The sequence below is a fragment of the Pseudobythopirellula maris genome (genome assembly GCF_007859945.1).
Classification (GTDB): domain Bacteria; phylum Planctomycetota; class Planctomycetia; order Pirellulales; family Lacipirellulaceae; genus Pseudobythopirellula; species Pseudobythopirellula maris.
In genome coordinates this window covers 1,672,785-1,697,525 of record NZ_SJPQ01000001.1, presented here as the reverse complement: position 1 = coordinate 1,697,525, position 24,741 = coordinate 1,672,785, and the positions used below count along the sequence as shown (strand labels likewise).

Sequence of the window (24,741 nt, the reverse complement as noted above, 5' to 3'; positions counted from 1 at the left end):
GGCCGCCGCGCGCAAGGTTCGGCTTGGCGATGGGTGTATAAGGGGGAAGTCTCGTCCCCCGTTCGCCCCGCCCGCACACGCTAGCCGATGAACGCCCCGCCGCCCGACACCCGAATGAGCCTGATCCTCAGGCTCGGCGACGCGGACGACGAGGAGGCGTGGCGCCATTTCGCCGAGCTTTACGAGCCGGTCGTCTACCGGCTGGCCCGATCCCACGGCATGCAAGACGCCGACGCCCGCGAGGTGGTCCAAGAGGTGCTTCTGTCGGTCTCGCGGGCCGTGGAGCGGTGGACGCCCGACCCCGAGCGGGGGCGGTTCCGGACCTGGCTCGGGCGCATCACGCGCAACGAGCTGATCAACCGGCTCACGCGCCGCAAGCACCAGGCGCTCGGCAGCGGCGACTCGGGCGTCGCCCGCTGGCTCGGCGAGCTGGCCGACCCGGCCACCGAGGCGACGGCCGAGTTCGACCTCGAGTGGCGCCGCGAGGCGTTCCGCTGGGCGGCCGAGCGGGTGCGCGAGCGGGTGAGCCCGACCAATTGGCGGGCGTTCTGGATGACCAGCGTCGAGGCTCGCACGACCGACGAGGCAGCTACCACGCTCGGCGTTTCGCCCGGCGCCGTGCACGTGGCCCGCAGCCGTGTGCGGGCGCGGCTCAGGGTGGAGGTGCGCCGGTTGCTTGAAGAGGAGGAGACACTCGACCCCGCCAGCGAGGCAAAGCCATGAACGCCCCCCCAGCACCAACCGATTCGCCCCACGTGGGCGACGACCAATTGCGTGAGTTGCTGTTTGACGACGTGCTCATAGGCGACGGGCACGACGGCGACGGGCACATCGGTGACGGGCACGACGACGCCCACCGCGCGGCGCTCGACCATGTCGAGTCGTGCCCCGTTTGCCGCGAGCGGCTCGACGCGCTCTCGGGCGCGGGCGAGTTCGACGTGGAGACACGCGAGTTGCTCGCCGAGCTTCCCACCCGCGACGACGTTCGCACGCTCGGCGCCGCCGCACAGCCGGAGATGCTCGGTCGGCTCGGCCGCTACGACGTGGAGCGCGTGATCGGGTCGGGGGGCATGAGCATCGTCTACAGGGGATTCGACACCGAGTTGCACCGGCCGGTGGCGCTCAAGGTGCTCGCCCCACACCTGGCGCACAGCGGGCCGGCGCGGCAGCGGTTCGGCCGCGAGGCGCGGGCCGCCGCCGCGGTGGTCCACGAGCACGTGGTGGCGATCCACGATGTGCAGACCGAAGGCGAAACGCCCTTCCTGGTGATGAACTACGTCGACGGCGAGTCGCTCCAGGCGCGGGTTGACCGCGACGGGCCGCTCGCCCCGGTCGAGGTGCTGCGTATCGGCGCCCAGGCGGCGTCCGGGCTCGAGGCGGCTCACGAGCAGGGCGTGGTGCACCGCGACATCAAGCCGGGCAACCTGCTCTTGGAGAGCGGCTTAGAACGGGCTCTGGTGACCGACTTCGGCCTGGCCCAAACGGTCGACGAGGCGAGCCTCACGCAGACCGGCGTGGTGGCCGGCACGCCGCATTACATGTCGCCCGAGCAGGCGAGCGGCGCCGCGGTCGACTGGCGGAGCGACCTGTTCAGCCTCGGCTCGACGCTCTACTTCGCCGCAACCGGCCACCCGCCGTTCCGCGCCGACCGAGCGGTCGGCGTGCTCCACCGCATCTGCCGCGACGCCCCCACGCCGCTCTGGCGGCGCCGGCCTGAGACGCCCGACGAGCTTTCGGACGTGGTCGACCGGCTCATGACAAAGAAGCCCGGGCGACGCTACGCGTCGGCGGCCGAGGCGCACGACGCCCTGCAAACGGCGCTCGCCCGACTGCAGCGGCCCCGGCGTTGGCGATTTGCGGGGCTCAAGCGGTTGGGCCGCCGCCGGCGTGTACGGGTCGGCTTGCAGCTGTTGGTGTTAACGCTGCTCGCCCTGTTGGCTGCGAACCGGTTGCTCCAACCCGGTGAGACGAGATGGTCAGATCCGCCCCCTGCCGCCTTCGCGCATCAGGCGTTTTACTCGCCCGAGGCTCAGCAGTGGCGTTCCGACGTCGCGACGATCGAGCAGGCCCTCGACCGACTCGAAGCCACGGCCGCGGCGGAGACCAGAGCTGTCCCGTGGGTCCCGCAAAACGATCCGTGGCGCGTCCAAGCCGACACGCTGCGACGCGAGCTGATTTCCCTCCCCGGTGCGCAGATGACCCACCCTCCCAAAAACCGAGAGAAACCATGACCCATCTCGTCAGAGTGGCAGTGTTCGTTGTCGTAGGCACTTTGTTGGTGAAGGGCGCCACGGCGCAAAACCCGGTATGGAACACCCCGCCGGGGCGATACACAACACAATATGCAACGCCATACGGGGCCTTCCCACAGATGGCGCCGTCGAAAGAGTTTGTCGAGTCGCAGAAGCGGGTCGACAAGGCGCGCCAGCTCTACGCCGACGCCGACAATGATGAGAAGAAGCAAGAGGCCCAGGGAAAACTCCGCAAGGCTCTGCAGGATCAGTTTACGCTCGACATCGAGAGCCGTCGCGCGGAGTTCGACAAGATCAAGAAACGGGTTGACCAACTGGAGGAGCGGCTCGAGACGCGCGTCAGGAAGCGTGACGAGCTGGTGGAGCTTCAATTGAGTTTGATCAAGAACAACGCCGACGGGCTGGGCTGGGGGAACGGGTATTCTTCATCGCCTTACAATCAGTACCCAACAATGCAATCACAGTTCGTAGTCGGCGCCGATCCGCTACCAAACGGAAGCTGGCAAGGCGACTCCACTGGCACAGCCAGTACAATACAAGGACAACCGCGCGTGGCGCCCATTCATAGAGACGACCCCTTCGCCCCTCAGACCAATCAAAACCACGATCCCTTCACCCAGGAGAAGAGATGAGTAAGGCGATCCCTTTGGCGATTTCTAACCAGCGTTCTCGGCGCCCGAGAGGGGCTCACTCGCCGCGGCCGAGCCGGCCGCCGTCGTAGCCGGCCCGCTGGAGCGCCCGCTCGGTCCACGCGAGGTTCTCGACGCACCAGCGGACCGTCTCGTCGAGGCCCTCGTCGAAGCCAATCTCGGGCGTCCAGCCGAGTTCGCTGCGAAGCTTCGTGGCGTCGACCGCGTAACGAAAGTCGTGCCCGGGGCGGTCGGCGACCAGCTCGATGAGGCTTTCGACCGGCTTGACCGGCGCCTCAGAAAAATGCTTCTCGACGAGCCGGCAAACCTGGCGGGCGACCTCCAGGTTGGTCCGCTCGGCGCCGCCGCCGACGTTGTACGACTCGCCCGGTCGGCCTTTCTCGACCACCGCGCGGATCGCCCGGCAGGCGTCGGCCGTGTGCAGCCACTCGCGCACGTTCGACCCGTCGCCGTAGATCGGCAGCCGCTCGCCGCGCATCGCTTTCATGGCGAGCAGCGGCACGAGCTTCTCGGGGAACTGCCGCGGGCCGTAGCAGTTCGAGCCGTTCGTGACGATCGTCGGCAGGCCGTAGGTTGTGTGGAACGACCGCACGAAGTGGTCGCCCGCCGCCTTCGACGCCGCGTAGGGCGACCGCGGCGCGTACGGCGAGCCCTCGGTGAACTCGCCCGTGGCGCCGAGCGAGCCGTAGACCTCGTCGGTCGAGACCTGCACGAAGCGGAACGCCTCGCGCTCGGCGCCGGCGAGCCGGCGCCAGTGGCCGAGCGCGGCGGTGAGCAGCTCGTAAACGCCGAGCACGTTGGTGCGCAGGAACGCCCCCGGGTCGTCGATCGAGCGGTCGACGTGCGACTCGGCGGCGAAGTTGACAATGCGCGTCACGCCGTGCTCACGGAGCAACCGCTCGACGAGCGGCCGGTCGGCGATGTCGCCTTGCGCGAAGACGAGGCGGTCGCCCTCGGCGGGCAGGTTGTCGCGGTCGCCGGCGTAGGTGAGCGCGTCGAGCACGACGGCGGTCTCATCGCCGAGCTCAAGAGTCTGGCGGACGAACTCGCTGCCGAGGAAGCCGGCGCCGCCGGTGATGAGGGTCGCAGGCATGGGCCGCCGGGTTGCTGCCGGGTCGCGGGGATCTTGGTGAGCACAAGCCGCCATTATCCCAGCTCCCCGGCGGCATGGCCACCGGCCCCCGCGAATGTCACTCGGCCGTGGCGTGCCCCTGCTCGTGGCTGTGGTGGCCGAGGGCGTGGAGGGCGTCGTCCGCCTTCGTGCGGCCACCGTGCGTCTTGCTCACCTTGGCGAAGTCGATCACGCCGTCCTCGCCGATCACCAGCGTGGTGGGGTAGGCCGTCTCGCGCGGGGCGTCCCACCGCAGGTGGTAGAGGTTCGTGAACTTATAGTCGGGATCGAGCAGCAGGGTGAAACCCTCGGGAAGCTCGACGTCGGTCATGAACTCTTCGGCCTTGGCGGGCAGCACGCCGGAGGGGCCGGGGTAGACCATCACGACCTGGGCGCCGACCGCGGCGAACTCCTCGGCGTGGCGTACGTACTCGGCCACCTGCCGCGAGCAGGCCGGGCACTGGTACTCGGGGAAGCCGCGCAGCACGATCAGCGCGACCGGCCCGTCGGCCAGGGCGTCGCTCAGCTTCAGCTCGCCGCCGCCCAGCTTGCCGAGGGTGAAGTCGGCGGCCTTGTCGCCCTTGGCCGGGGGCTCGGCGGCCGAGGCGAGCGGGGCAGAGCTACTCAGGGCAGCGGCCACCAGCAGGGCGAGCGATGGGCGAGCGAGTGACGGGCGGCCGGGCGAACGGAACATGTTCATCGTGGGATATCCTGGCTGGGGGTAGGAACCGTTGAAACGCGACCCACTCTAGGCCACAGGCCCCGGGGCGACTGTAACCCCGCGTACAGAAGATCGGCCAGACGCCGCCGGGCCGTGGCAAGTTGAAGTCCCACGCGGTCACGTAGATACTGGACACTTCTCTTCGGCTTCTTCCTCGCAAGCGATTCCTCAGCTCAACCCTCCAGACGCCATGCTGTTGTTCCGTTGGTATTTAGTCGCCTTGCTGCTGATGGTTCATGTCGCGACGATCGCGGCCGGACGCGAGGTCATCGACTTCGATGAAGGCTGGCGCTTCCGCCAAGACGGCGGCCGGGGCGACGACGGCTGGACGGCGGTCCGCACGCCGCACGACTGGAGCATCGCGGGCCCGGTGCGGGAAGACGCCCCCACCGGCGGCGCCGGCGGTTTCATGCCCTCGGGCGTTGGCCTGTACCGCAAGGAGTTCGTCACCCCCACGATCCCGCCGCACGGCCGGGTGTCGATCGAGTTCGATGGCGTGATGGCGCACTCGAAGGTCTGGATCAACGACGAGCTGCTGGGCGAGCGGCCCAACGGGTACGTCAGCTTCGCTTACGATCTGACCGACCACCTCAAAGGAACCGGCGAGAAGAACCTCATCGAAGTGCGGGCCGACACCTCCGCGCAACCGGCGTCGCGCTGGTACACCGGCGCCGGGATCTACCGCCACGTGCGGCTCGTCGTTGCGCCGCCGCTGCGCGTCGCGCGCGACGGGGTGTTCGTCACCACGCCCCAGATCACCGCCGAGCGGGCCGAGGTGCGGGTGGCGGTCGAAACGGCCGACGAGCGCCCGCAACCGAGCGTTCGGGCCAGGATCCACGCCGCGATCATCGACCCGGCCGGCCGCCGTGTCGCCTCGTCGCGGACGCGGCTCGATCCCACGGGCGAGACCACCCTGAAGCTGACCCTCCTGCGGCCCACGCTGTGGGACGTCGACCGCCCGGCGATGCACCGGCTCGTCACCCAGCTGGTCGTGCGCGGCGAGGTGGTCGACGAGGTCGTCACGCCGTTCGGCGTGCGCACCGCCGAGTTCAGCTCCGAGCGAGGCTTCGTGCTCAACGGCGAGAGCGTCAAGCTCAAGGGCGTTTGCCTGCACCACGACGGCGGGGCCGTGGGCGCCGCCGTGCCGCTGCGGGTGTGGCAGCGACGGCTCGAGCGGCTCCGCGCGCTCGGCGTGAACGCCGTCCGCACGGCCCACAACCCGGTCGCCCCCGAGTTCCTCGACCTGTGTGACCGGATGGGCTTTCTCGTCATGGACGAGTTCTTCGATTGCTGGACCCGCGGCAAGAACAAGCACGACTACCACCGCGACTTCGAGGAGTGGTGGCGGCGCGATCTCACGGACACGGTGCGCCGCGACCGCAACCACCCCAGCGTCCTGCTCTACAGCGTGGGCAACGAGATCCGCGACACGCACGACACGGAGCTCGCCAAGCGCGTGCTCACCGGCCTGGTCGACGCCTGCCACGCCGCCGACCCCAGCCGTCCGGTCACGCAGGCGCTGTTCCGCCCGAACGTGACGCACGACTACGACAACGGCCTGGCCGACCTGCTCGACGTGGTCGGCACAAACTACCGCGACGCCGAGCTGCTCCAGGCGTGGCGCGACGACCCGTCGCGCAAGATCGTTGGCACCGAGCAGAACCACGACCGCAGCACCTGGCTCCGCTGTCGCGACAACCCACAGCACTCGGGCCAATTCCTGTGGTGTGGGATCGACTACCTCGGCGAGTCGCGCCGCTGGCCCGTGAACACCTTCGACGCCGGCCTATTGGACCGCACCGGCCTCGTCTCCCCGCGCGGCATGGAGCGCGCCGGCTGGTGGGCTGAGGAGCCGGTGCTCTACGTCGTGCGGCGCGTCGGCCGCGACGCCCCGATCCCCGTCGACCCCGGCTACGAAGAGATCGAGTGGGTCCGCAAGCGGGTCAGGTTCGACGACTGGAATCCTTTGGACAACCCTATGAACGCGGAAGCGGCCCAGCAAATCGAGGTCTACAGCAACGCCGAAGAAGTGGAGCTCCTGCTCAACGGCCGATCGCTCGGCGCCAAGCAGATCGATCCCAGCGCCGAGCCGCGGCAATGGAGCGTCGCCTACGAGCCGGGCGAGCTGGTCGCGATCGCCCGCAACGGCGTCCGCGAGGTCGCCCGCCGCGCGCTCCGCACCGCCGGCGAGCCGGCCGCCCTGCGGCTCAAGTCGGACCGCCCCGGCCTCACAGCCGATTGGGACGACGTGGCCCACGTCGAGGTCGAGGTGGTCGACGCCGCCGGCGTGCTCGTGCCCGACGCGACGCCGCAGATCGAGTTCGCGGTCGAGGGCCCCGGCCGCGTGATCGCCGTGGACAACGGCTCGATCGTCAGCACCGAGAGCTACCAAGCGTCGACCCGCCAGGCGCTCCGCGGCCGCTGTCTGGCGATCGTCCGCGCAGACGCGAACGAGGGAACGATCCGCGTGACCGCGACGGCGGAAGGGCTCGAATCGTCCTCGGTTGTCGTGCGGGAGTGATCGATCGCGACAGCGCTGCGAAGTCAGAGAATACCCCATGGGTTTGCCGGCGCAGACTGCTGTCAGCCAGTGTAATATCCGCTAAGCATCTGACTGCAATGTGTTGTGACGTGGGCGCCGCAACCCGGTCTTGACGTGTTTAGAACAGCGATATGCGTCTGGCATCGACCGCGACTATCGCCACAAAGTATTTCCTCAATCGCAATACCCATTCTCTGGCGTCATACGGTAGGATGCCGGCCTCTTGTTGACCCAGGAACGGCTCAAAGACATGTGCCGTGTGTTTCGCTGCTGAACCCTCAGATCAATCGCTTCGAGTGACTCATGGATGAGCGTTTTGGATTCAGGCTGTTGGCGTTCGTGGTTGCGTCGGCGGCATGCTTCTCAGCCCCCGCGGCGACGCTCACGACGCTCTACAATTCTGATTTGGGAGAAGGGCGTCACCCCAACTCGGGGTTGGTCGCCGATGCATCCGGCGCTCTCTACGGCTCCACACGCTATGGCGGGGCATACAACTTCGGGTCGGTGTATAGAATCGATCCAACAACGGGCGACTTCGCCACTCTCGTCTCCTTCGACTACGATGTCACCGGTGTCACTTCCCCCGGCGACCTGTTGCTGCACCGTGACGGCATGCTTTACGGAACCGCCGCCGGATCCGCGTCGTACGGCCCTGGGGTTGTCTTCAAGATCGACCCTTCGACGGGCGAGCTCAGCTTTCTTGATAGTTTTGGAGGGCCCCACGGCTGGGGGCCCGGCCGGCTGATGCCCGGCCCTTCGGAGAAGTTGTACGGCGTGACTAGTCATTACGGAGACATTGGTTTCTTGGGGGGCGGAACTGTTTTCGAGTTCGACCTTGTGGCGGGAGAGTTGAAAACGCTGGCATACTTTTCCGATTTTGACCAAGGCTTCTTCGCGAGCAGTGTGATTGCAGACGCCGCCGGAAACTTATACGGAACAACCGCCGATGGAGGCGTCCCGGGTTACCACGGTACGGTGTTCAAGTACGATCGCTCGAACGGGGACCTGACGACGCTACATTCGTTCGATGAACGCAACGGTGACGCCCCAGCTGGATTGCTTTGGGGCAAGGATGGCCTCCTCTACGGCACAACCCACCGGGGGGGCTACCACCACGAAGGGACCCTATACCGAATCGATCCTGAGACTGGCGACTTCGAACTGCTTTACTCCTTTGATAGTCACGAGGGCATCTACCCCGCGACCGGTCTGCTCGCTGATGCCGCTGGCAATCTCTACGGCATGGCGACCCGTGGCGGAGCCCACGGATCAGGGGCGGTCTACAAATTCGATCTATCCACCGCCGTTCTCACAACACTGTTTTCCTTCAACGGGGACAACGGCATAGAGCCCCGCGGGCATTTGATTGCGGACTCGCAAGGCAATCTCTACGGTACGACGTACGGCGGCGGTGCTCCCGGCCCCGGCACGGTGTTCATGCTCTCCGACACTGGTTTTGTCGTGGCGCCGGAGCCGGCGGGATTGCTGCTCGCGGCGATCGGACTCGGGGGCGCAGCGTGGCGTCGGCGCGGCGATCGTCCGTGAGATAACGCGTCGGTTTCCGGTGGCGCGAAGTGGGGCGGGGGCGTTGCGCCGGTCCCTGGCGGAGGGGGGGAGTGTCCGTCTAGTTGCGCAGATGGTATTCAGTCTGATTCCACCCCGGACCCAATCGCATGACTCGCACGCTTCCCCGTTGTTCGTGGCTCGTTGCCTGCGCCGCCGTTTTGCTTGCCTCGCTCGCGGCCCCGCCGGCCGCCGCCCAGAGCGGCGAGGAGCACGACGTCGAGACGATCGAGGCGCCCGCCGGCCCCCCGCCCGAAACCGAGGTCGAACCGGCCGAGGCCGTCGACCACATCGTCCGTCGCACGGACGGGTTCCGCCAGCAGGAGGGCCGTGAGACGCTCGAACGCCATGAGAAGCTCATGGCCGCGGCGGAGGGGTTCGCCCGTTACATGGCGGAGCATGACCGCTACGGGCACCACGCCGACGGCCGCGCGGCCGCGGCCCGCGTGGCCGACGAGGGCTACGAGTACTGCGTGGTGACCGAGAACATCGCTTACGCCTTCGACGGCGGCGGCTACGAGAGCCGGGGGCTCGCCGACCAGTTCTTTGAGGGCTGGCGTGACTCGCCTGGCCACCGCGAGAACATGCTCGGCCCGAACGTCACGGAGACCGGCGTGGCAGTCGCCCGCAGCGAGAAGACGGGCTACTGGTACGCCGTGCAGCTGTTCGGCCGGCCGCGCTCCGCGGCGATCGAGTTCCGCGTGGCGAACGAATCGGACGCGAGCGTGAGCTACACGATCGGCGAGAAGCGGTACGAGTTGCCGCCCCGCTACGTGAGGAGGCACCTGCGTTGCCGGCCCTCGCCGCTGAGGTTCGACCTTCGCGGCGGCGAGGCCGCCGACACGACGCGCGAGGCCGTCGACGGCGCCCGGTACAACGTGACCGAGTCGGGCGGCGAACTGCGTGTCGAGGGCGCCGGCGGGTGAGGGGACGCGACCGGCCCAACGCCGCCAGGCCGAGCGCTAAGAGAGAAGCGGAAAGCGGCTCGGGGATGGCGACCGTTTGCGTTGCCGCCGTTGCTCCAAAGTTGGCGACCCAAACGCCGTAGTCGGCGATGTCTACGTCGCCGTCGCCATCGCCGTCGCCGGGGGCGTAGGCGAGCATGCCCGTTTGCCCCAAGCGGTCTCGCCACACGGTGAAGTCGGCGGCGTCGACCACGCCGTTCTCGTTAAAGTCTCCCGCAAGCGCCACCGAGACCAACAGAGATCCCTCTTCGGTGAGGCCGGAGGTGTCCCAGCGGAGTCCGGCGCCGAGCTCGGGGAGGTCGTACTCGTCGAATGCGCCGCTTGCCGAAGCGAAGTCGAACAAGTCAAAGCTGTCGCCCTGTTCGGGCGCCGGGGCGCCGTTGACGAGTTGGACCTGGAGCAGGCCGCCCGCTGTGAAACCACCGCCGATCTCCAGCCGGTCGTTGACACCCGAGCCAGCGACGCCGAACGAGACGACCGCCCCGCTCTCCAGGAGCACGTCGCCAGCGACGCCGAGCACTTCGGTGGAGTAAACGGACCCACCGCCGGGCGCGAGCGGGTTGCCGGTGAACTCTCCCGGCGCCGTGAAGATGTTGTCGACCGTGACGCGGCCGTTCTCCCGGCCGGCGATCCCGAACGCCGCGAGGTCCAGGGGGTTGGTGATCGTGTTGAACGTCACGCCGGCGAGGGCGAGGGCGCCGTCGTCTTGGCCGGTCGAGGTGTAGACGTCGAACGTCTTGCTGGAGTTGTCGACCACCAGCCAAACGTTCCGCCACTCGCCGTCGACCAGCGAGGCGACCGTCGTCCCGTTGACGTCTAGGACCGCCGATCCCGGCGACCCTTTCACCACGGGTCTGACCGAGAAGTCTTGCCAGGCGTTGTTGATGTCGAGCCGGCCGGTGTTCTCGGTCAGACCGATCATCGTGTCGGCGTAGGCGTTGCCCTCGTTCCTGACCTGAAAGAAGTAGGTCGCTGAGTCGCCGTCGGCCAGGCTGTGGTCGTCGGAGAAGTTGTTAGCCAGGTCCGTAACCGCGCCGCGCCAGCCGCCGGAGCCTTGGGAGGGGATGCCGAGCGCCTGCAGCGCGTTGTTGCCCGGATCGGCGTCGACGATCAAGCCGTTTGAGGTGCCGTCGAACACGCCGTCCCACACGCCCGAGGTGGCGTCGCCGTTAGAGTGGGCTCCGATGTTTTGCACAACGCTGTTGTTGTAGGAGTCGAAGTTGTCGATGAGCGTTGCCTGCGACAAAACTGGGAGCCCCGCTTCGCCGATCCGCAAGGAGGCGCCGTTCTCGACGGTCAGGCTGTTGGCCAAGGCGCCGGCGCCGGTGACGGACGACCCCGCTCCGGCGACCACGTCGCCGACAACGGCGGCGCCGCTCTGTGTGTTAAGCGTCTGGCCGCCGCCGAGCACGAAGGAGCCGCTCAGGCCCGAGACGTCGAGCGTGGCGGCTGCCTGCACCTCGATGTTCGACGATCCCGCGATCGAGGCGCCGCCTGTGAGCCTCAGGGCGCCGGCGTCGACGCGCGTGTCGCCGGTGAAGGGATTCGCCGCCGAGAGGGTGACCGCGCCCTCTCCTCGCTTGGTGAGCCCGGCTCCGCCCGCCAGGGGAGTCGCGATCTCGTGATCGCCGCTCTTGGCGTACACCATCGCGGCGCCGGTGAGTGTGATCGCATTGGCGCCGCTGAGGGTGTAAGGGCTCGCGTTGTCAAAGTTCAGCCGGCGCAGCGTGACGGGGGTGTCGACATTGATTGCGGCCGGGGCGTTAGCCGGTCCTAGCGCATCGCCGAAGCTCGCTTCGCCACCCACCAACGGGACGCCCGCGATCCAGTTGCCGGCGGTGCTCCACGAACCGCCGCCGTCGATGTCCCAGGTGGGGACGATCGTCAGCAGGCCGGTCGCCTGCTCGAAGGAGTACGAGCCGTCGCCCCACACACCCTCGGCGCCCTCGAATCCGGTCACCTCGAAGTCGTCGCCGTAACTCGAGTTGGCGGCCGTAACGAGCGCCCACGAATCGCCCGCCTCGAACGACGCTTGCGACAGGTTGATGTTGAACGCGCCGTTGAAATGCGTCGCCCGCGCCGTGGCGCCGGTGATCGAGTTCGTGCTCCCCGAGGGGCCGACCAAGAAGCCGAGCCTGCCGCCGCTGGCCAGCTCGAAGCGCGATCGGTTCTCGATGTCGCCCACAAAAGAGATGCGGTCGGAATGGAAGCGAACGTAACGGGCGTCTTGGTCGGGTGAGTCGGTTGTCTCGATGGTGATGCGTCCCGAACCTCGAATGGCCGCCGTCACGTCGATGTCGCCCTGTTTCGCATAGAAAACCGAATCGGAGAGCACGTTGATGGCGCCGTCGAGCTCGAAGGGGCTGCTCAGAGTGCTCTGGTGCTGGATCCATCCGCCGTCGAGCCTGAGGCTATTGATCGTGACCTTAGCGGCCGCGCCCTGGCCCTTGTAAAGCAGACCGCCCGCCGCGCCGTTGGTGTTGTTGACCGTGAGATAATCGCCGTAGAACCGGTAGGCGGATCCGCTCGTGGGCGTGCGTAGCTTGTAATCGCCCGTGGCGTAGTGCGAGCCGGCGTGAGCAAAGTGGCCGTCGCTCCACTCGCCCTTGTAGTTAAAGCCGCTCTGGCCAGCGGGGTTGTCGGCCGTCAGGACCACCTCGTTGTTAAAAGCCGCGGGGTGCGTGCTCGACCCGATGCCGAGGTCGGCCCGCATGGCGTAGACCACGGCGACCTGCCGTTGCTTGTTGGTCTCGCTCCCCTCGCTGTCGAAATTCAGCCCGTAGGGCCAGTAGTGAATCGAGTCGCCATTGAGTGTCGCCTGCTCGCCATCGAACTGCTTGACCTTGGCTAGGCCGTGGGCGCCGCTCCATGTGCCGCCCGACATGAGCGAGCCCCAATTCCCCGACGGGAGCCCGAGGTAGTGCGCCATCTCGTGGGCCGTGACTCGCTCGTTGGGGTAAGTCCCGCCGAATCCGATGCTGCCCAGGTAGCTCGCCTGGGCTGTGGGGATGCCGGCGTTGTAGTAAACGTAAACGTTCGGGCTGCCGAAGTCGCCGTAGGCGTTGTAGCGATCGGTGACCGTTTGTATCGCGTTCTCGGCCGCGGCGCGGTGGGCGGCGTTGGGCCAGCTGCCCCCCACGGTGTAGCCGAGGTCCGCCCTCGCCGGAGTCGCGAGGCACGCGATCGCGGTCGCCAAGAGGGAGAACGCGATCGCGCATTGTTGGGAATGCTTCGGACTGCTCATCTTGACTTTGTGCCTGTTCATGTCGAGTGACCGCGCAATCGGTGGGAGGCGCAAGCGGGCGGGCTGACCGCGGGAGGTGCGTCAATGACCTCACGAAAAGACGCTAGTCGCTTCTCGACAACTAGCGGCGATAAGGGTTCGATCCACCCCACGATTGTACACGCCCGGGGGCCATGTGACCGAGAGCAGGAGATGCAGCTGCGGGAATAATGAGCTCTGTCGCCTTTCGAGACGGATTATTTCTCAGCGGTCGCTTCGTTCGCAAGGCCGTTGATCGCAACGCCCTCGATCCGCGCGCCGGCGCACTTGGAAACGTGCAGGTTCCAGAAGCCGGGGTTGCGTCGGTTGAGATCGATCTCCTCCCGCGTCGTTGCACGGCGAGTTGCGGGGGGCGGGTGCGCACCGCGAAGCGGAAGCCCCCGAGCGCCACAAACCCGCTCGGTAGCCCATGGCCTCTCTAACGCGAGCTTGTCGTGCGGAGCATCTCCCCATCAGCCGCTTTGAGTGGCGTGCGTGTTTCCGCGTCGTTATCCTGGAAAGGCTGGCCCGTTCGGGCGCAAAGCTTTTCGGAGGGCGGTTGAGGCGCCGTTCCTCTTTTCTCTGATCGACGGAACAACGGAGAGTGGCGGTATGAGGTTCCTGCGCGTTTGGTGTAGCTGCGCTAGCGGCGTGCTTTTGTTGCTCGGCTTGGCGGCTTGCTTGCAAGCGGCGCCGCACCAGCCGACCGGGTTCGCATCGGTCGCGGCGCTCGGGTTGAGTGGCACGACCGGCGGCGCCGGCGGGGCGGTCGTCATCGCCGAGAACGAGTCGCAGCTCGCCGGCTACCTGGCGGGCGACACGCCGCGCGTGGTCGCGGTGCGAGGCAGCATCGAGATCAGCGACTTCGGCCGCGAGATCCCGATCGGGTCGAACAAAACCGTGATCGGCTTGGGCGACGACGCGGAGATCGTTTACGGCGGCTTCCGCATCATCAGTGAGTCGAACGTGATCGTCCGCAACCTGACGATCCGCGACAGCTACGTCGAGGGGGACGACGACGGCAAGACCCAGGATTACGACGGCATCCAGGTCGACAACAGCCACCACATCTGGATCGACCACGTCCACCTGACACGCATGGGCGACGGTTTGATCGACCTGCGCGGCGCGGGGCTCGACTACGTGACGATCTCCAACAGCATCCTCAGCGAACACAACAAAGCGCTCGGCGTCGGCTGGACCGACGACACGAACCAGAAGGTGACGATCCACCACACCTGGATCCACGACACGCACCAACGCAACCCGGCTTTCGACAACGTGATCGGCCACTTCTACAACAATCTGCTCGAGGACATCTCGAGCTATGGCCTGAACCCGCGTGGTTCGGCCCAGGTGGTCTCGGAGAACAACATTTTCGACAACGTTATTCGCGGGTACCTGGTGGAGGACAACGCCCAATTTGTGGCCAACGGCGACGTGCTGATCAACTCGGGTTCGCCCCTGCGTCCCCGCGGCACGCCGTTCTCGCCGAGCGACTACTACGACTACACGCTCGACCCGACTGATACCCTGCGCGAGCAGATCATGGCCAACTCGGGGCCGCAGACCTCGGTTGGCGTGTTACCGATCGCGGGCGACTACAACGCGGACGGTTCGGTCGACGCGGCCGACTTCACCGTGTGGCGCGACCGCCTCGGCGAGCCGGCCGGCGCGCTCCCGAATGACGCCAGCGGTCAGCCGATCGGCGACCCGCAGCTGCAGGTGTGGCGTGACAACTTCGGCCAGAACCAAGAGTTGATCCTCGCCTCGGCCAGCAGCGCGGTCCCCGAGCCGGGCGCGCTGGGATTGGTGTGGTGTGGGGCGCTGCTCTCAGTGTTCCGCGTTCGCCGTGCTCCGCGTCGCCGAGAATGAGCCGTGCCAATACCACCTCGCCATCGCGTGAATCGTTTCCGGGAGACGCCGCTATGAAGCTTTCGAAGGCAAACCGCCGCGTATTTGCTTGGCCTCATTTACTGGTGGGAGTCTTGGCCGCGTCCGCCGCGGCTTCGCGAGCCGAGAGCCTGCCCTCAGACGCTGTGCCGACGGTGATCGTCGACACCCAGAGCGAGCCGGTCGCTCCCGGCAAGTTCGAACCGACCTGGGAGTCGCTGCGGCAGTACGACGTTCCGGAGTGGTACCGCGACGCGAAGTTCGGTATCTGGGCCCACTGGGGGCCGCAGTGCCAACCCGAGGCGGGCGACTGGTACGCGCGCCACATGTACAGCCAGGGACGCGGGCAGTACGACGCCCACATGCAGCGTTACGGCCACCCCTCCGAGTACGGCTTCAAGGACGTGATCCACGACTGGAAGGCCGACAAGTGGGACCCCGATCGGCTGGTCGGTCTCTACAAGCGTGTTGGCGCCCAGTACTTCTTTGCGATGGCCAACCATCACGACAATCTCGACATGTGGGACTCCAGGCACCAGCCGTGGAACTCGGTCGCCGTCGGCCCGAAGAAGGACCTGATCGCCGGCTGGGCCAAGGCCGCCCGTGAGAACGGCCTGCCGTTCGGCGTGAGCGCGCACGCGGCGCACGCCTGGAGCTGGTACGAGGTGGCGCAGGGCGCCGACACCGAGGGCGATAAGGCGGGGGCGCCGTACGATGGCAACCTGACCAAGGCCGACGGAAAGGGGACGTGGTGGGAGGGCCTCGACCCCCAAGACCTGTACGCCCAGGCCCACAAGCCGAGCCCCGACTTCGCCAACCTCAACCGGATCCACTGGCGGTGGACCTGGAACAACGACGTCACACTGCCCGATCAAGCCTATTGCGAGAAGTTCTACAACCGCACGATGGACTTGATCAACAAGCACCAGCCCGAGCTGATTTACTTTGACGACACGGCGCTGCCGCTCTGGCCGGTGAGCGACGCCGGGCTGAAGCTGGCCGCCCACTTCTACAACACCAACCTCCGCAAGACGGGCGGGGCGAGCAACGGCGTGCTGTTTGGCAAGGTCCTCTCCGACGACCAAAAGGAGGCCCTTACCTGGGACGTGGAACGCGGCGTGCCGCCGACGATGGAGTTCCCCGCTTGGCAGACCTGCACCTGCCTGGGCGGCTGGCACTACGACCGCGGAGTCTACCAGCAGAGCCGCTACAAGAGCGCCAAGGCGGTCGTCCACATGCTCGCCGACATCGTGAGCAAGAACGGCAATCTGCTGCTGAGCGTGCCGGTGCGGGGTGACGGCTCGATCGACGAGAAGGAGGAGGCCATTTTGGAAAGCATCGCCAGCTGGATGGAAGTGAACCGCGAGGCGATCCTAGCCACCCGGCCGTGGAAGGTCTTTGGCGAGGGCCCGGCGAGCGAGGGAGCTCCGATTCACGCGCAAGGCTTCAACGAAGGCAAGGGCAAGCCGCTGACCGCCGAGGACATCCGCTACACCACCAGCAAAGACGGCGCGACGCTCTACGCGATCGTCATGGGCTCGCCCGTGGAGCCGGTCTCGCTCGAATCGCTCGGCGCCGAGGCGGGCTTGCTCGAGCGGCGTGTCGAGCGTGTCGAACTGCTGGGCTCGGGCGGCGCCGCCGACTGGGAGCAAACGGCAGAGCGACTCGTGATCCGCACCTTGCCGGCCGCCAATCCTTCCGACGCAGACCCCACCGCCCCCGACGCGGTGGTCTACAAGCTTACGCTTGCCAATTAGATCGGTTTGTCCCTCGAAGGCGACGCTCGGCTAGCGATTCGACGCCGCTCTAGTTGCGTCTGTCGCCGTTGGTGACGAATTGGTACGAGCCGCCGGAGTTGCGGGCCACCCGTTTCATCAACCCTTCGGTCTGGCGGTTGTAGAATGAGACCGCGTGGATTGGCGTCTGCCGGCGTCCCCTGTCGTTCTTGGTCTTTATCTGTTTCACCACGTAGAGCTCGAATTTCCCATCGGACAGGAAGAAGATCGCGCTCGGCTTGAGTTCGAGGGCGAAGAGCAACGCGGGCAACGGGTTGGTGCCGCCGTCGGGCTCCAGGCCGTAGAGCCATTGAGAAGTCTGGTCGATGTTCTCGGGCGTAGCCGCGATCGGCCTCATAGGGTCCATCGGGTAGGCGTTGTCGCTGAACAGGACGACCAAGTAACGCTGGTGCGGGAGCAGCCCCCGCAGCGTCCGCATCAGTTCCTTCTTGGCCTGCGTGAACTTGCCCGCCTCGTTCATGCTGGACGAGCAGTCGATCACGAACACGAAGGACTCGCCGCTGCCGGAGAGGCCGAAGAACGAGACGGCTTCGTCGCCGCCACCCCCGCCCTCCGTCAGTCCGGCCGGGGCCAGGGCGCCAAGGTTGAAATCTTCGGCGCCGAGCAGCGCCTCGGCGAGAGCCAGCGGGGCCAACTCGGGCGACTGGGGGGGCGTTTCGGCTAGGGGGACGTCGAGTGACTTCGCGAGCTCGACCGTGTCGAACTCTGCGGGCGTGTCGAGATCAAAGGCGTCGGCAATGCCCACCTCGAGCGTGAGCGGGCCCTCCTCGTCGCCGGCCTGCGTGAGGAGCGCTAGCAGGATCAACGCGAGCAAGTGACACGCCGCCGACAGCAGCAACGCACCGCGCCTGTCGATGCGTTCTTCGACCTTGCTTTCTATACCGGTCGTTTCCACGGCATCGCTGTCCCTAGAGAACGCCCTCGGTGACGATTCGTGAAGCTTATGGATTCAGCGCATGCAGCAGCCTGTAGATGACCATCTGGTGGGCGTCTTGTCGAACGCAAACCCGCAAAGGTGAATTGGCCCGGTCTCGTTCGAGCGACGGAAGCCGAGTGGCGAAAGCGGACTGCGTTACGCCCCCTCGTCCTCGCGGTGAACCGTGTCTGGCGTGAAGGCGGGCAGACAGACGGCTAGGTACTCGGCTCCCTCGGGGCCCGGGGTGCTGTAGCGGACCCGCTCGCCGGGGCTCGCGACGACCGCCTGGCCGGCGGCGACCTCCAGCACTCCCGCGTCCGACTCGACCCGCAGCACGCCGCGGAGCACCACCGTGATCTCCTCAAACTCGGGCGATTGGAACGGCTCGCTCCAGCCCGAGGGGGAGACCATCCGCGCGACGCTCACACCCGTGTGGCCGGTGGCCACGCGGCCGGCGTACTCCTCGATCCGCTTGGGCGGCTCGCCGGCGGCGGTGATTACCTGGGGCGTTTCGATCAGTCGGGGCATGGCGTATCGCCTTGGTTTTTTGGGGACAGAATATAGCTTCGTCACCCCACCCCGAGGTCGGAGTGGAAATCGGTCGACCGTGTGATTCGTTCAGGCTCGATACCCAATTCTCGGACCAGGATCGCGTGGAGCCGACGCCAAACTTCCTCTTCGTCGGCGGCCTCGTCCTGGCGACGAACCGCGGCAAGGACCGCTCGGTGGAGGTCTCCCACCACAAATATGTTCTCGCAGTCGGAATCCGAGAGCGTCATCCCGAACGCGACTTCAACTTCGCGGATGATCTCGGAGGCGTCTAGTACGTCGTCAACCTGCCACTCGATCAGCGCCAGCAGCGCCGCCCCCAGTAGGGCGGCGATAGGCGTTAGCAAAGGCCAGCCAGCGTATTCGGGGCCCCAGATCAGGAAGTACGCGACGCACGCGACAAAGCCGAGCACGCCGCCGATCACCGCGTGGAGGCGGACGCTCTCGGGCGTGGCGCGCGGGTTGGTCTTGTCGAGCAGACCCACGATTGGCTCCCACGGATTGGGCAGAGTGCGATCGGTATCGACTTCCGAACATCTTACTCGGAATCAGGCGCCTCGATCTCGTCGCCATTGATCACGACCCCCACGTACCGCAGCCCCACGACTTCGCCGACTCGCAGGTCGCCACGGTCGGTGATGAGCTCGATGTTCGAGAGCGTGACGTTCTCGATCGAGTCGCCCCGGTTGCCGCGCAGGTCGCCCAGCGAGCGGAGCGAGCCGGTGATGTTGCGGAGCACGACGTTGCGCACCTCGGACTTCGGCGGCGCCATGCCCTGCGGGTCGTAGAACTGCCGCCACGGCTTCACGTCGAACAGCGACTGGGCGCCGTCGAGCGTCAGGCCGTCGAACAGCAGGTTCTCGTACCTTTGCGGCGTGTCGGGCCTGAGCTTCAGCCGGCAGACCGGCACCCCGGGGCCGACCTTGCAGTCGCGCACCACGACGTTGCGGACGATCGTCGCCTCGCTGCCGCAGGTCATCACGCCGTGGCCGCTCTGGAAGTCGCAGCCCTCGATCAGGATATTCTCGACCGGCGGGCTGGCCTCGTCCTCCATGGCGCGCGGGCCCTTCGTCCCTTTCAGGGCGATACAGTCGTCGCCGACCGAGATCACGCAGTCGCGGATCACGACACTCTGGCAGCTGTCCACATCGATGCCGTCGGAACTCGGCGCCCGGTCGATCGAGACCTCGTCCCACGGCTGGTCGTCGCCGGTGATGCGGGGCGGGTCGCCGTGCGGGGCGCGGATCGAAACGCCCTCGATCCGCACGCCGGCGCACTTGTAAACGTGCAGGTTCCAGAAACCGGAGTTGCGTAGGTTGAGATCGATCACTTCGACGTCGTCGCACGACTCGAAGTACATCAGCCGAGGCCGGTGGACCTCGAGGTTCGTGCACTTGCGATTCTCGGCCCGGCGTTTCCAGAAGGCGGTCCAGTACGGCTTGCCGTCGCCGTCGAGAGTGCCGGGGCCGGTGACGCGCACGCCGCTGAGGCCCTTGGCGTTGAGGACCGCCGGGACCCACGGCTGCACCTTGCCCTCGATCCGCGTTTGGCGGATCGGGAAGTCGGCGATGTCGTCCGACCCCAGCAGCACAGCGCCCTCGGCCAGGTGGAGCTCGACGCCCGCCTTAAGGTCGAGCGCCCCGGTGCGGAACTCGCCCTCGGGCACGGTGAGCCGCCCGCCGCCGCCGGCCGAGGTCTCGTCGATGGCACGCTGCAACGCGACCGTTTGTACCCGATCGGACTCGCCCGCTTGGACGCCGAAGTCGGTGATCACGGCGTCGGCCGCATCGGCCCGGCCGACCGTGAGAGCAGAGAAAGCGACGAGCAACGCAGCGAGAGCGGCCAGTGAACGGCGCATGCCAGAGTCCTTTAGCGGCGGGGGGAACTAGCTTGAGTAAAAGTCGTGGGGGGAACAACCTATCGTGGCGACACCGCGGCGCCTGTGCAACAGTCGGCGTAAAAATGCGTAGCGCATAAAAAACAGGGGCGGTGAAAGCTCACCGCCCCTGTCATTCGATTCTAGCAGCATCAGGCCTGGATCAGCTGCGGCGACGAGCCATCAGGCCCATCACGCCAGCCAGGGCCAGCAGAGCCGTCGACGGCTCCGGCACGAGGAACGCCGGCAGCACGCCCAGAGCCGGGGCGGCCAAGATGTTGCCAGTCGTTTCCTTAGTCGCGACGTTGCCAGCCGGCGCACCGTCGCTGGCGTCGAGGAAGATCAAGAAGCTGACAAACCCGTCGGTGTCGGCGTTCAAGAAATCTTCAAGATCAAGATTAAACGGGTCCGACATGACCGCGCCTCGACCGCCCGGTAGGCTCCGGGTGTCGATGTACCCAATCGTGCCGAGCTGGAACGGATTGGGCCGCTGCGGGTTCGGCGCTCCGGGCAAGTAGAGTTCGGAGGCGTCGAGGAAGTTGTTACCGGCCGAACCGTAAGCGCTGCCGCCTTGGTCCGGTTGCAGGATGCCCGGGGCGTTCGAGTAGCTCGTGATCGATTCGTCCCAATCGTCGTAGTCTTCGCCGATGCCGTAGACACGGTAAGTCCGTGTGCGGTTATGATTGATGTCAAGCCGCAGCACCGCGTCAGCGTAGCTCGATGCGTCGAGTGTCGAGATGTCGAACTTCAGCAGGACAAGCTTCTGGCGAACATCGTCCAGGCGGCGGAACTCGGCGGACGAGCCGGCCCCATAGACGGTGTGGGCGCGGCCGTCGGGATCGACGCCGCAGTCAATGCCGGTGGCGCCTTGGCAGTCGTTCTGGATCGAGGTGTCGGCGCCGCCGTCGGCGGTCGACACCCAGGCGACGGCCTGAGCGCTGGAAGCGAGCGCCGCAACCAGGGCGAACGCCGCTAGGGTGGTGGTGAGGTATCTCAAACTCATTGGAACTTTCCTTCTCTCAAGGGAAGTGGGGACAAGACGTATCGAAGGGAGTGAGAAGAATCAGGAGCGACGCCGAACGCCGGCGAGGCTCGAGGCAATCAGCAAGGCGAGACCGGCCAGCGAGCCGGGCTCGGGAACGGCGGTCGCGACCGAGAAGTTCGGCAAGACATTGCCGAAGTTGTTGACCCACTGGTCGTACTGGGCCGTGCCGATCGTGCCGCCGATCGGGTCGTTGTCCAGCACGGTGGCGGTGTTGAGGTTGTCACGCCAAACGGTGAAGTCGGCCGCGTCGACGACCCCATTGTTGTTGTAGTCACCGGCCAGCACAAAGGTGCTCGTGACATCGAGGATGCCGCTGCCGGTGAACAACGAAGAGATGTTTGCGGCGCCCGAGCCCGCGCCGCCCCAGGTGCCAACGGCTGCCGGCGCGCCGTCGATGAAGAGCATGTCAACGACGTCGGTCACGCCGTGCATCAGACCCAACACGCCCCCCGTGAAGAGCGAAACCGTCGAGGTGTCGGCGAGGGTAGCCGAGTCAAAAGCGAGCGTGCCCTCTTCTACGGTAACGTTGCCGGTGAAGGTGTTCTCGCCGAAGAGGTTCTGGACGCCCGAACCGACCTTGAAGATGTTGGTCGGGATAGGGGCCTCTTCCGAGCCGCTGTCGACCACGGCGCCCTCGAAAGTGGCGACTGAAACGTTGGCGGCGCCGAGTTGCAGGTTGACCGTCGGGGCGGTGCCGCCGCCGGCCCAGCCGCCGATGGTTGACCCCTCCTCGCCCGTCAGGGCGCCGATCTCGGTCACCGCGCTCGTGTTGCGACGGCTGAGCATCGTGACGCCGTCGGCGAGGTCGAGCGTGCCATTGGGCATGCCGAATCCAACTCCGGCCGGGATGCGAACGTTGAACGTCGTGGCCAGCCCGGTGGGAGCGATCGATAAGACGCCGGTGAACGCGGTGCTGTCGTTGCCGAGGTCGGCGATGCGGCCCGGCTCCTCTTCGGTCGTGAGAAGCAACTCGCCGGCGCCGGCAAGCGAGGGGGTTGCTACCGGGTCGTTGAGCGGCGTTGTCAGCAAACCGTTGAAAATGATCGAGTTGCCCGTGCCGACGACGACCAGCTGCGAGTTGGTGATCGGGGCGAGCTGAGCGGCGTTGGTGACGATCGTGCCGCCGTTGAGGGTGATCGCGCCGGTGCCGAGGGCGCCGAGATTGCCCTGGATATCGACAACGCCGCCGTTGATGACCGTGGGGCCGTTGTATGTGTTGTTGCGAGCGATCGTCAGGGTGCCGCCGCCGTTCTTAGTGAGCGTCGCGAAACCGGTGATGGCGCCGGGGCCTTCGAACGTGTAGCTGCCCGAGGAAACGATAATCTCGCTCGGCTTGATGTCTTCGGAGATGTTGACAGTCGAGGGGCCGCCACCATTAAAGGTGACGATGTCGCCGTCGAAGAACTGATCGGGGCTGCCACCGTTGGTGAAGTTGCTTGTCGTCTCGACGTCCCAATCGCTGTTGACCGAACCGGTCCAGACGATGTTGGCGCCGGAAACCGGGATCGCGTTGAAGACGAGCGAGTTGCCCGACTGAGTAACAACCGGGTCGGCGCCGCGGCCGGGCCAGGCGACACTCCAGCCGGCGAGGCTGCCGCTGATGCCGCCTGCGGAGGTGAGCAGCGTGTACTGGCCGCTGGTCGGGATCGAATCGAGGAAGGTTGGGTTGACCTCCACGGATCCGCCCACGGTGGTCGATCCGGCCACCTGGATCAAGTCGTTCGTGCCGCCGACGGAGGTGTCGACGTCGTAGAGGATCTCGCCGCCGTTGATCGTGAGATTGTTGGCGAAGTTGATCGCACCGCCGATGTGGGTCAGCGTGGCGCTGGTGCCAACGTTGTCGTCGGCGGGCGCCAGTCGACCGTCGCCGTGCACATAGTTGCCGGCGATGGTGCCGGCTCCGATGACCTGCTGCAAGGCTGCGGTCGAGTTGCCGGTTGTGCCCGACACGTCGAGCGTGGCGCCGGCTTGGATATCGACCGTCGAGTAGAGTAGACCCAGGTTCGTAGAAGTGCCGACGTCGTTACGTCCGGCGGGCAACTGCGCGTCGCCGGTGAGGGCCAGTGTGCCGGCGACCACGGTGGTGATGCCGCCGCGGCGGTCTGGCTGCACCGCCTGGCCCCGGTCTGGAGGCGTTCCCTCTTCGTTGTTAACGGGGCGGTACTCAAGGGATCCGGAGAGCGTCAGCGTTCCGGTTCCTTCCTTGTACAGGTCGAGGCCGCCGGTGCCCGAAGTGATGCGGCCGGCGTGGGTGGAGTCGGTGTTCAGGCCGCCGATGTGGTAGCGAGCCACGCCGCCGATGGCCACGCCGCCCGAGATGTTCGAGCTCGCTTGGCCATGCACCTCGCCGATGGGAAAGTCGTTGCCGAAAGAGTTGGTCCGCACGATCGTGGTGATCGTATCGAGATTGATCACCGTCTGGGCGAAGCTGTCCATGAAAAAGGCGTTGGAGTTGACGTTGGGACGTACGCGGAAAATCGTGGTCTCGCCCATGTCGCCCGCTACGCCGGAGAGGTTGATCGTATCGAACCCGCCGGTCTCATCGGGCGCCCAATCGCCCTGGGCGGTGAAGGTGTCGGCGGTGAATTCGGAGTCGCCGTCGCCGCGATTCTCGACGTGCAAGTTCAGCGTGGTGCCTGCGGCGGGGGAGAAGTTGTTGATCACTGAGCCGGTTCCGCCGACCACGTTGACCGTGGCGCCGGGGGACGAGGTGACGCGGCTGGCGAACACGTTGTTGCCAAGGTCCAGCGTGCCGCCGTCCTGCAGATTGAAGGCGTCGATCGATTGGGCGGCGGGCTCCACTAGGTTGGTGAAGTCGTAGTAGCTGAAGGTCTCGGCGATGCGGAGCGTACCCTCGGCGATCTCAACCACGCCCTTCAGGTTGTTGCCCACCGAGTTCGCGCCGTCGGCCTCGCCCGCTAGGGTCAGGACACCACCGCCGAGCTTGGTAAAGCCGTTCGTGCCCGACAGGTAAGGCCGGAAGATCACGTCGTCGACGATCGTGGGCGTCGCGCCCGATAAAGTGGAGGTGTCGAACGGCCCCAAAGGGTTCACCGTGATCGTAGGCGAAGAAGCACCATCACTAAGCGTGAGCGTGGTGCCAGAGAAAGTGCTGTTCGGGGTCGAGGTGAAGACTTCGTAACCGCCGCCGGTCGCGGGGTTGGAGTCCGAGAAAACGAGATGCCCGAGTGTGCGGCTCGAGTTGAGGTCGACGCCGTTGCGGAAGAAGGTGTCGCCGAACGAGTTGAACATCTCGACCGTGTCGACGTCTGTCGCGGTGAAGGAAGCGGTGTTGCCGGCGCCGTTGGCGATGGTTCCCCCTTGCCAGTCGCCCGAGTTGCTCCAAACGCCCAAGGTGCCTCCGTCCCAAGTGCCGTTCTGGGCGAGCAGAGCTGCTGGCGTGGCCGCGATGGCGGCGCCCAGCAAGAACAAACCGAGACGAGATGCGATGCGATCCATGGAAGTGAATTCCTGCTGTAAGGGTCCGCTTGTCCTGGGCCTTCGACGCGCTGGATGAGTCGATCGCGCGTAACTGCCAAAGAGCTGAATAGCCTGATAGCGAAAAATCGTGGCCACAACGGCCGCCGACGGTATGTGTGA

At 66.4% G+C, this 24,741-nt stretch carries 16 protein-coding genes and 1 pseudogene; 8 read left to right on the top strand and 9 right to left on the bottom strand.

From position 1 onward, the window contains the following. The first annotated feature begins 87 nt into the window (after positions 1–87). The 3 genes from Mal64_RS06310 to Mal64_RS06300 are packed head-to-tail and all read left to right on the top strand — an operon-like array spanning position 88 to position 2,884. Positions 88–723 carry an RNA polymerase sigma factor gene (locus tag Mal64_RS06310; protein WP_146398140.1) on the top strand — a complete coding sequence of 212 codons (636 nt, stop codon included), beginning with the start codon at positions 88–90 and terminating at the stop codon, positions 721–723. Continuing rightward, entirely contained in the window at positions 720–2,231 is a 1,512-nt protein-coding gene (locus Mal64_RS06305; protein WP_146398138.1) for a serine/threonine-protein kinase, read from the top strand. Before Mal64_RS06310 ends, Mal64_RS06305 begins: the two co-directional genes overlap by 4 nt. Further along, complete coding sequence (locus Mal64_RS06300; RefSeq protein ID WP_146398136.1) at positions 2,228–2,884, top strand: hypothetical protein; 657 nt, start codon at positions 2,228–2,230, stop codon at positions 2,882–2,884. Before Mal64_RS06305 ends, Mal64_RS06300 begins: the two co-directional genes overlap by 4 nt. Before the next feature lie 55 nt (positions 2,885–2,939). Here the strand turns inward: Mal64_RS06300 and rfbB are convergent, their stop codons facing one another. After that, positions 2,940–3,995, bottom strand: coding sequence for a dTDP-glucose 4,6-dehydratase (gene rfbB / locus Mal64_RS06295; RefSeq protein ID WP_146398134.1), 1,056 nt, complete (start codon positions 3,993–3,995; stop codon positions 2,940–2,942). A gap of 97 nt (positions 3,996–4,092) precedes the next feature. Further along, positions 4,093–4,713, bottom strand: a complete 621-nt coding sequence (locus Mal64_RS06290; RefSeq protein ID WP_231993593.1) for a peroxiredoxin family protein — start codon at positions 4,711–4,713, stop codon at positions 4,093–4,095. 211 nt (positions 4,714–4,924) lie between these two features. Between Mal64_RS06290 and Mal64_RS06285 the strand changes: the two genes are divergently transcribed. The 3 genes from Mal64_RS06285 to Mal64_RS20140 all read left to right on the top strand — a co-directional run bounded on the left by Mal64_RS06285 (position 4,925) and on the right by Mal64_RS20140 (position 9,765). Next, the gene (locus Mal64_RS06285) at positions 4,925–7,255 is read left to right on the top strand and encodes a glycoside hydrolase family 2 TIM barrel-domain containing protein (protein ID WP_197525503.1); all 2,331 of its coding nucleotides are present in this window, start codon (positions 4,925–4,927) and stop codon (positions 7,253–7,255) included. Between the two features lie 324 nt (positions 7,256–7,579). Next, positions 7,580–8,821: a choice-of-anchor tandem repeat GloVer-containing protein gene (locus Mal64_RS06280; protein WP_146398131.1), complete on the top strand. Its 1,242-nt coding sequence runs from the start codon at positions 7,580–7,582 to the stop codon at positions 8,819–8,821. A gap of 128 nt (positions 8,822–8,949) precedes the next feature. After that, positions 8,950–9,765, top strand: coding sequence for a CAP domain-containing protein (locus Mal64_RS20140; protein WP_146398129.1), 816 nt, complete (start codon positions 8,950–8,952; stop codon positions 9,763–9,765). Between the two features lie 1,546 nt (positions 9,766–11,311). On the opposite strand, the pseudogene Mal64_RS20135 reads toward Mal64_RS20140, so the two are convergent. Beyond that, positions 11,312–11,452 (bottom strand): annotated as a pseudogene (locus tag Mal64_RS20135) (autotransporter-associated beta strand repeat-containing protein); the annotation flags it as partial. A 2,226-nt stretch (positions 11,453–13,678) separates the two neighbouring features. Between Mal64_RS20135 and Mal64_RS06265 the strand changes: the two are divergent. Together Mal64_RS06265 and Mal64_RS06260 are read left to right on the top strand one after the other, a co-directional pair. Next, positions 13,679–14,941 (top strand): pectate lyase family protein, encoded by a 1,263-nt coding sequence (locus tag Mal64_RS06265; RefSeq protein ID WP_146398125.1) that lies wholly within the window; start codon positions 13,679–13,681, stop codon positions 14,939–14,941. Between the two features lie 53 nt (positions 14,942–14,994). Next, positions 14,995–16,716: an alpha-L-fucosidase gene (locus Mal64_RS06260; protein ID WP_146398123.1), complete on the top strand. Its 1,722-nt coding sequence runs from the start codon at positions 14,995–14,997 to the stop codon at positions 16,714–16,716. A gap of 49 nt (positions 16,717–16,765) precedes the next feature. Here the strand turns inward: Mal64_RS06260 and Mal64_RS06255 are convergent, their stop codons facing one another. From Mal64_RS06255 to Mal64_RS06230, 6 genes are all read right to left on the bottom strand, one after another. Then, a complete protein-coding gene (locus tag Mal64_RS06255) occupies positions 16,766–17,650 on the bottom strand; it encodes a VWA domain-containing protein (RefSeq protein WP_146398122.1) in 885 nt (294 codons plus the stop codon). Positions 17,651–17,827: 177 nt separating this feature from the next. Then, complete coding sequence (locus Mal64_RS06250) at positions 17,828–18,199, bottom strand: cupin domain-containing protein (protein WP_146398120.1); 372 nt, start codon at positions 18,197–18,199, stop codon at positions 17,828–17,830. A gap of 41 nt (positions 18,200–18,240) precedes the next feature. Beyond that, the gene (locus tag Mal64_RS06245; protein WP_146398118.1) at positions 18,241–18,705 is read right to left on the bottom strand and encodes a BTAD domain-containing putative transcriptional regulator; all 465 of its coding nucleotides are present in this window, start codon (positions 18,703–18,705) and stop codon (positions 18,241–18,243) included. A 53-nt stretch (positions 18,706–18,758) separates the two neighbouring features. Further along, positions 18,759–20,078 carry a glycoside hydrolase family 28 protein gene (locus tag Mal64_RS06240; RefSeq protein WP_146398115.1) on the bottom strand — a complete coding sequence of 440 codons (1,320 nt, stop codon included), beginning with the start codon at positions 20,076–20,078 and terminating at the stop codon, positions 18,759–18,761. Between the two features lie 181 nt (positions 20,079–20,259). Then, entirely contained in the window at positions 20,260–21,099 is an 840-nt protein-coding gene (locus tag Mal64_RS06235; RefSeq protein WP_146398113.1) for a PEP-CTERM sorting domain-containing protein, read from the bottom strand. 60 nt (positions 21,100–21,159) lie between these two features. Next, the gene (locus tag Mal64_RS06230) at positions 21,160–24,600 is read right to left on the bottom strand and encodes a beta strand repeat-containing protein (protein WP_146398111.1); all 3,441 of its coding nucleotides are present in this window, start codon (positions 24,598–24,600) and stop codon (positions 21,160–21,162) included. Positions 24,601–24,741 lie beyond the last annotated feature (141 nt).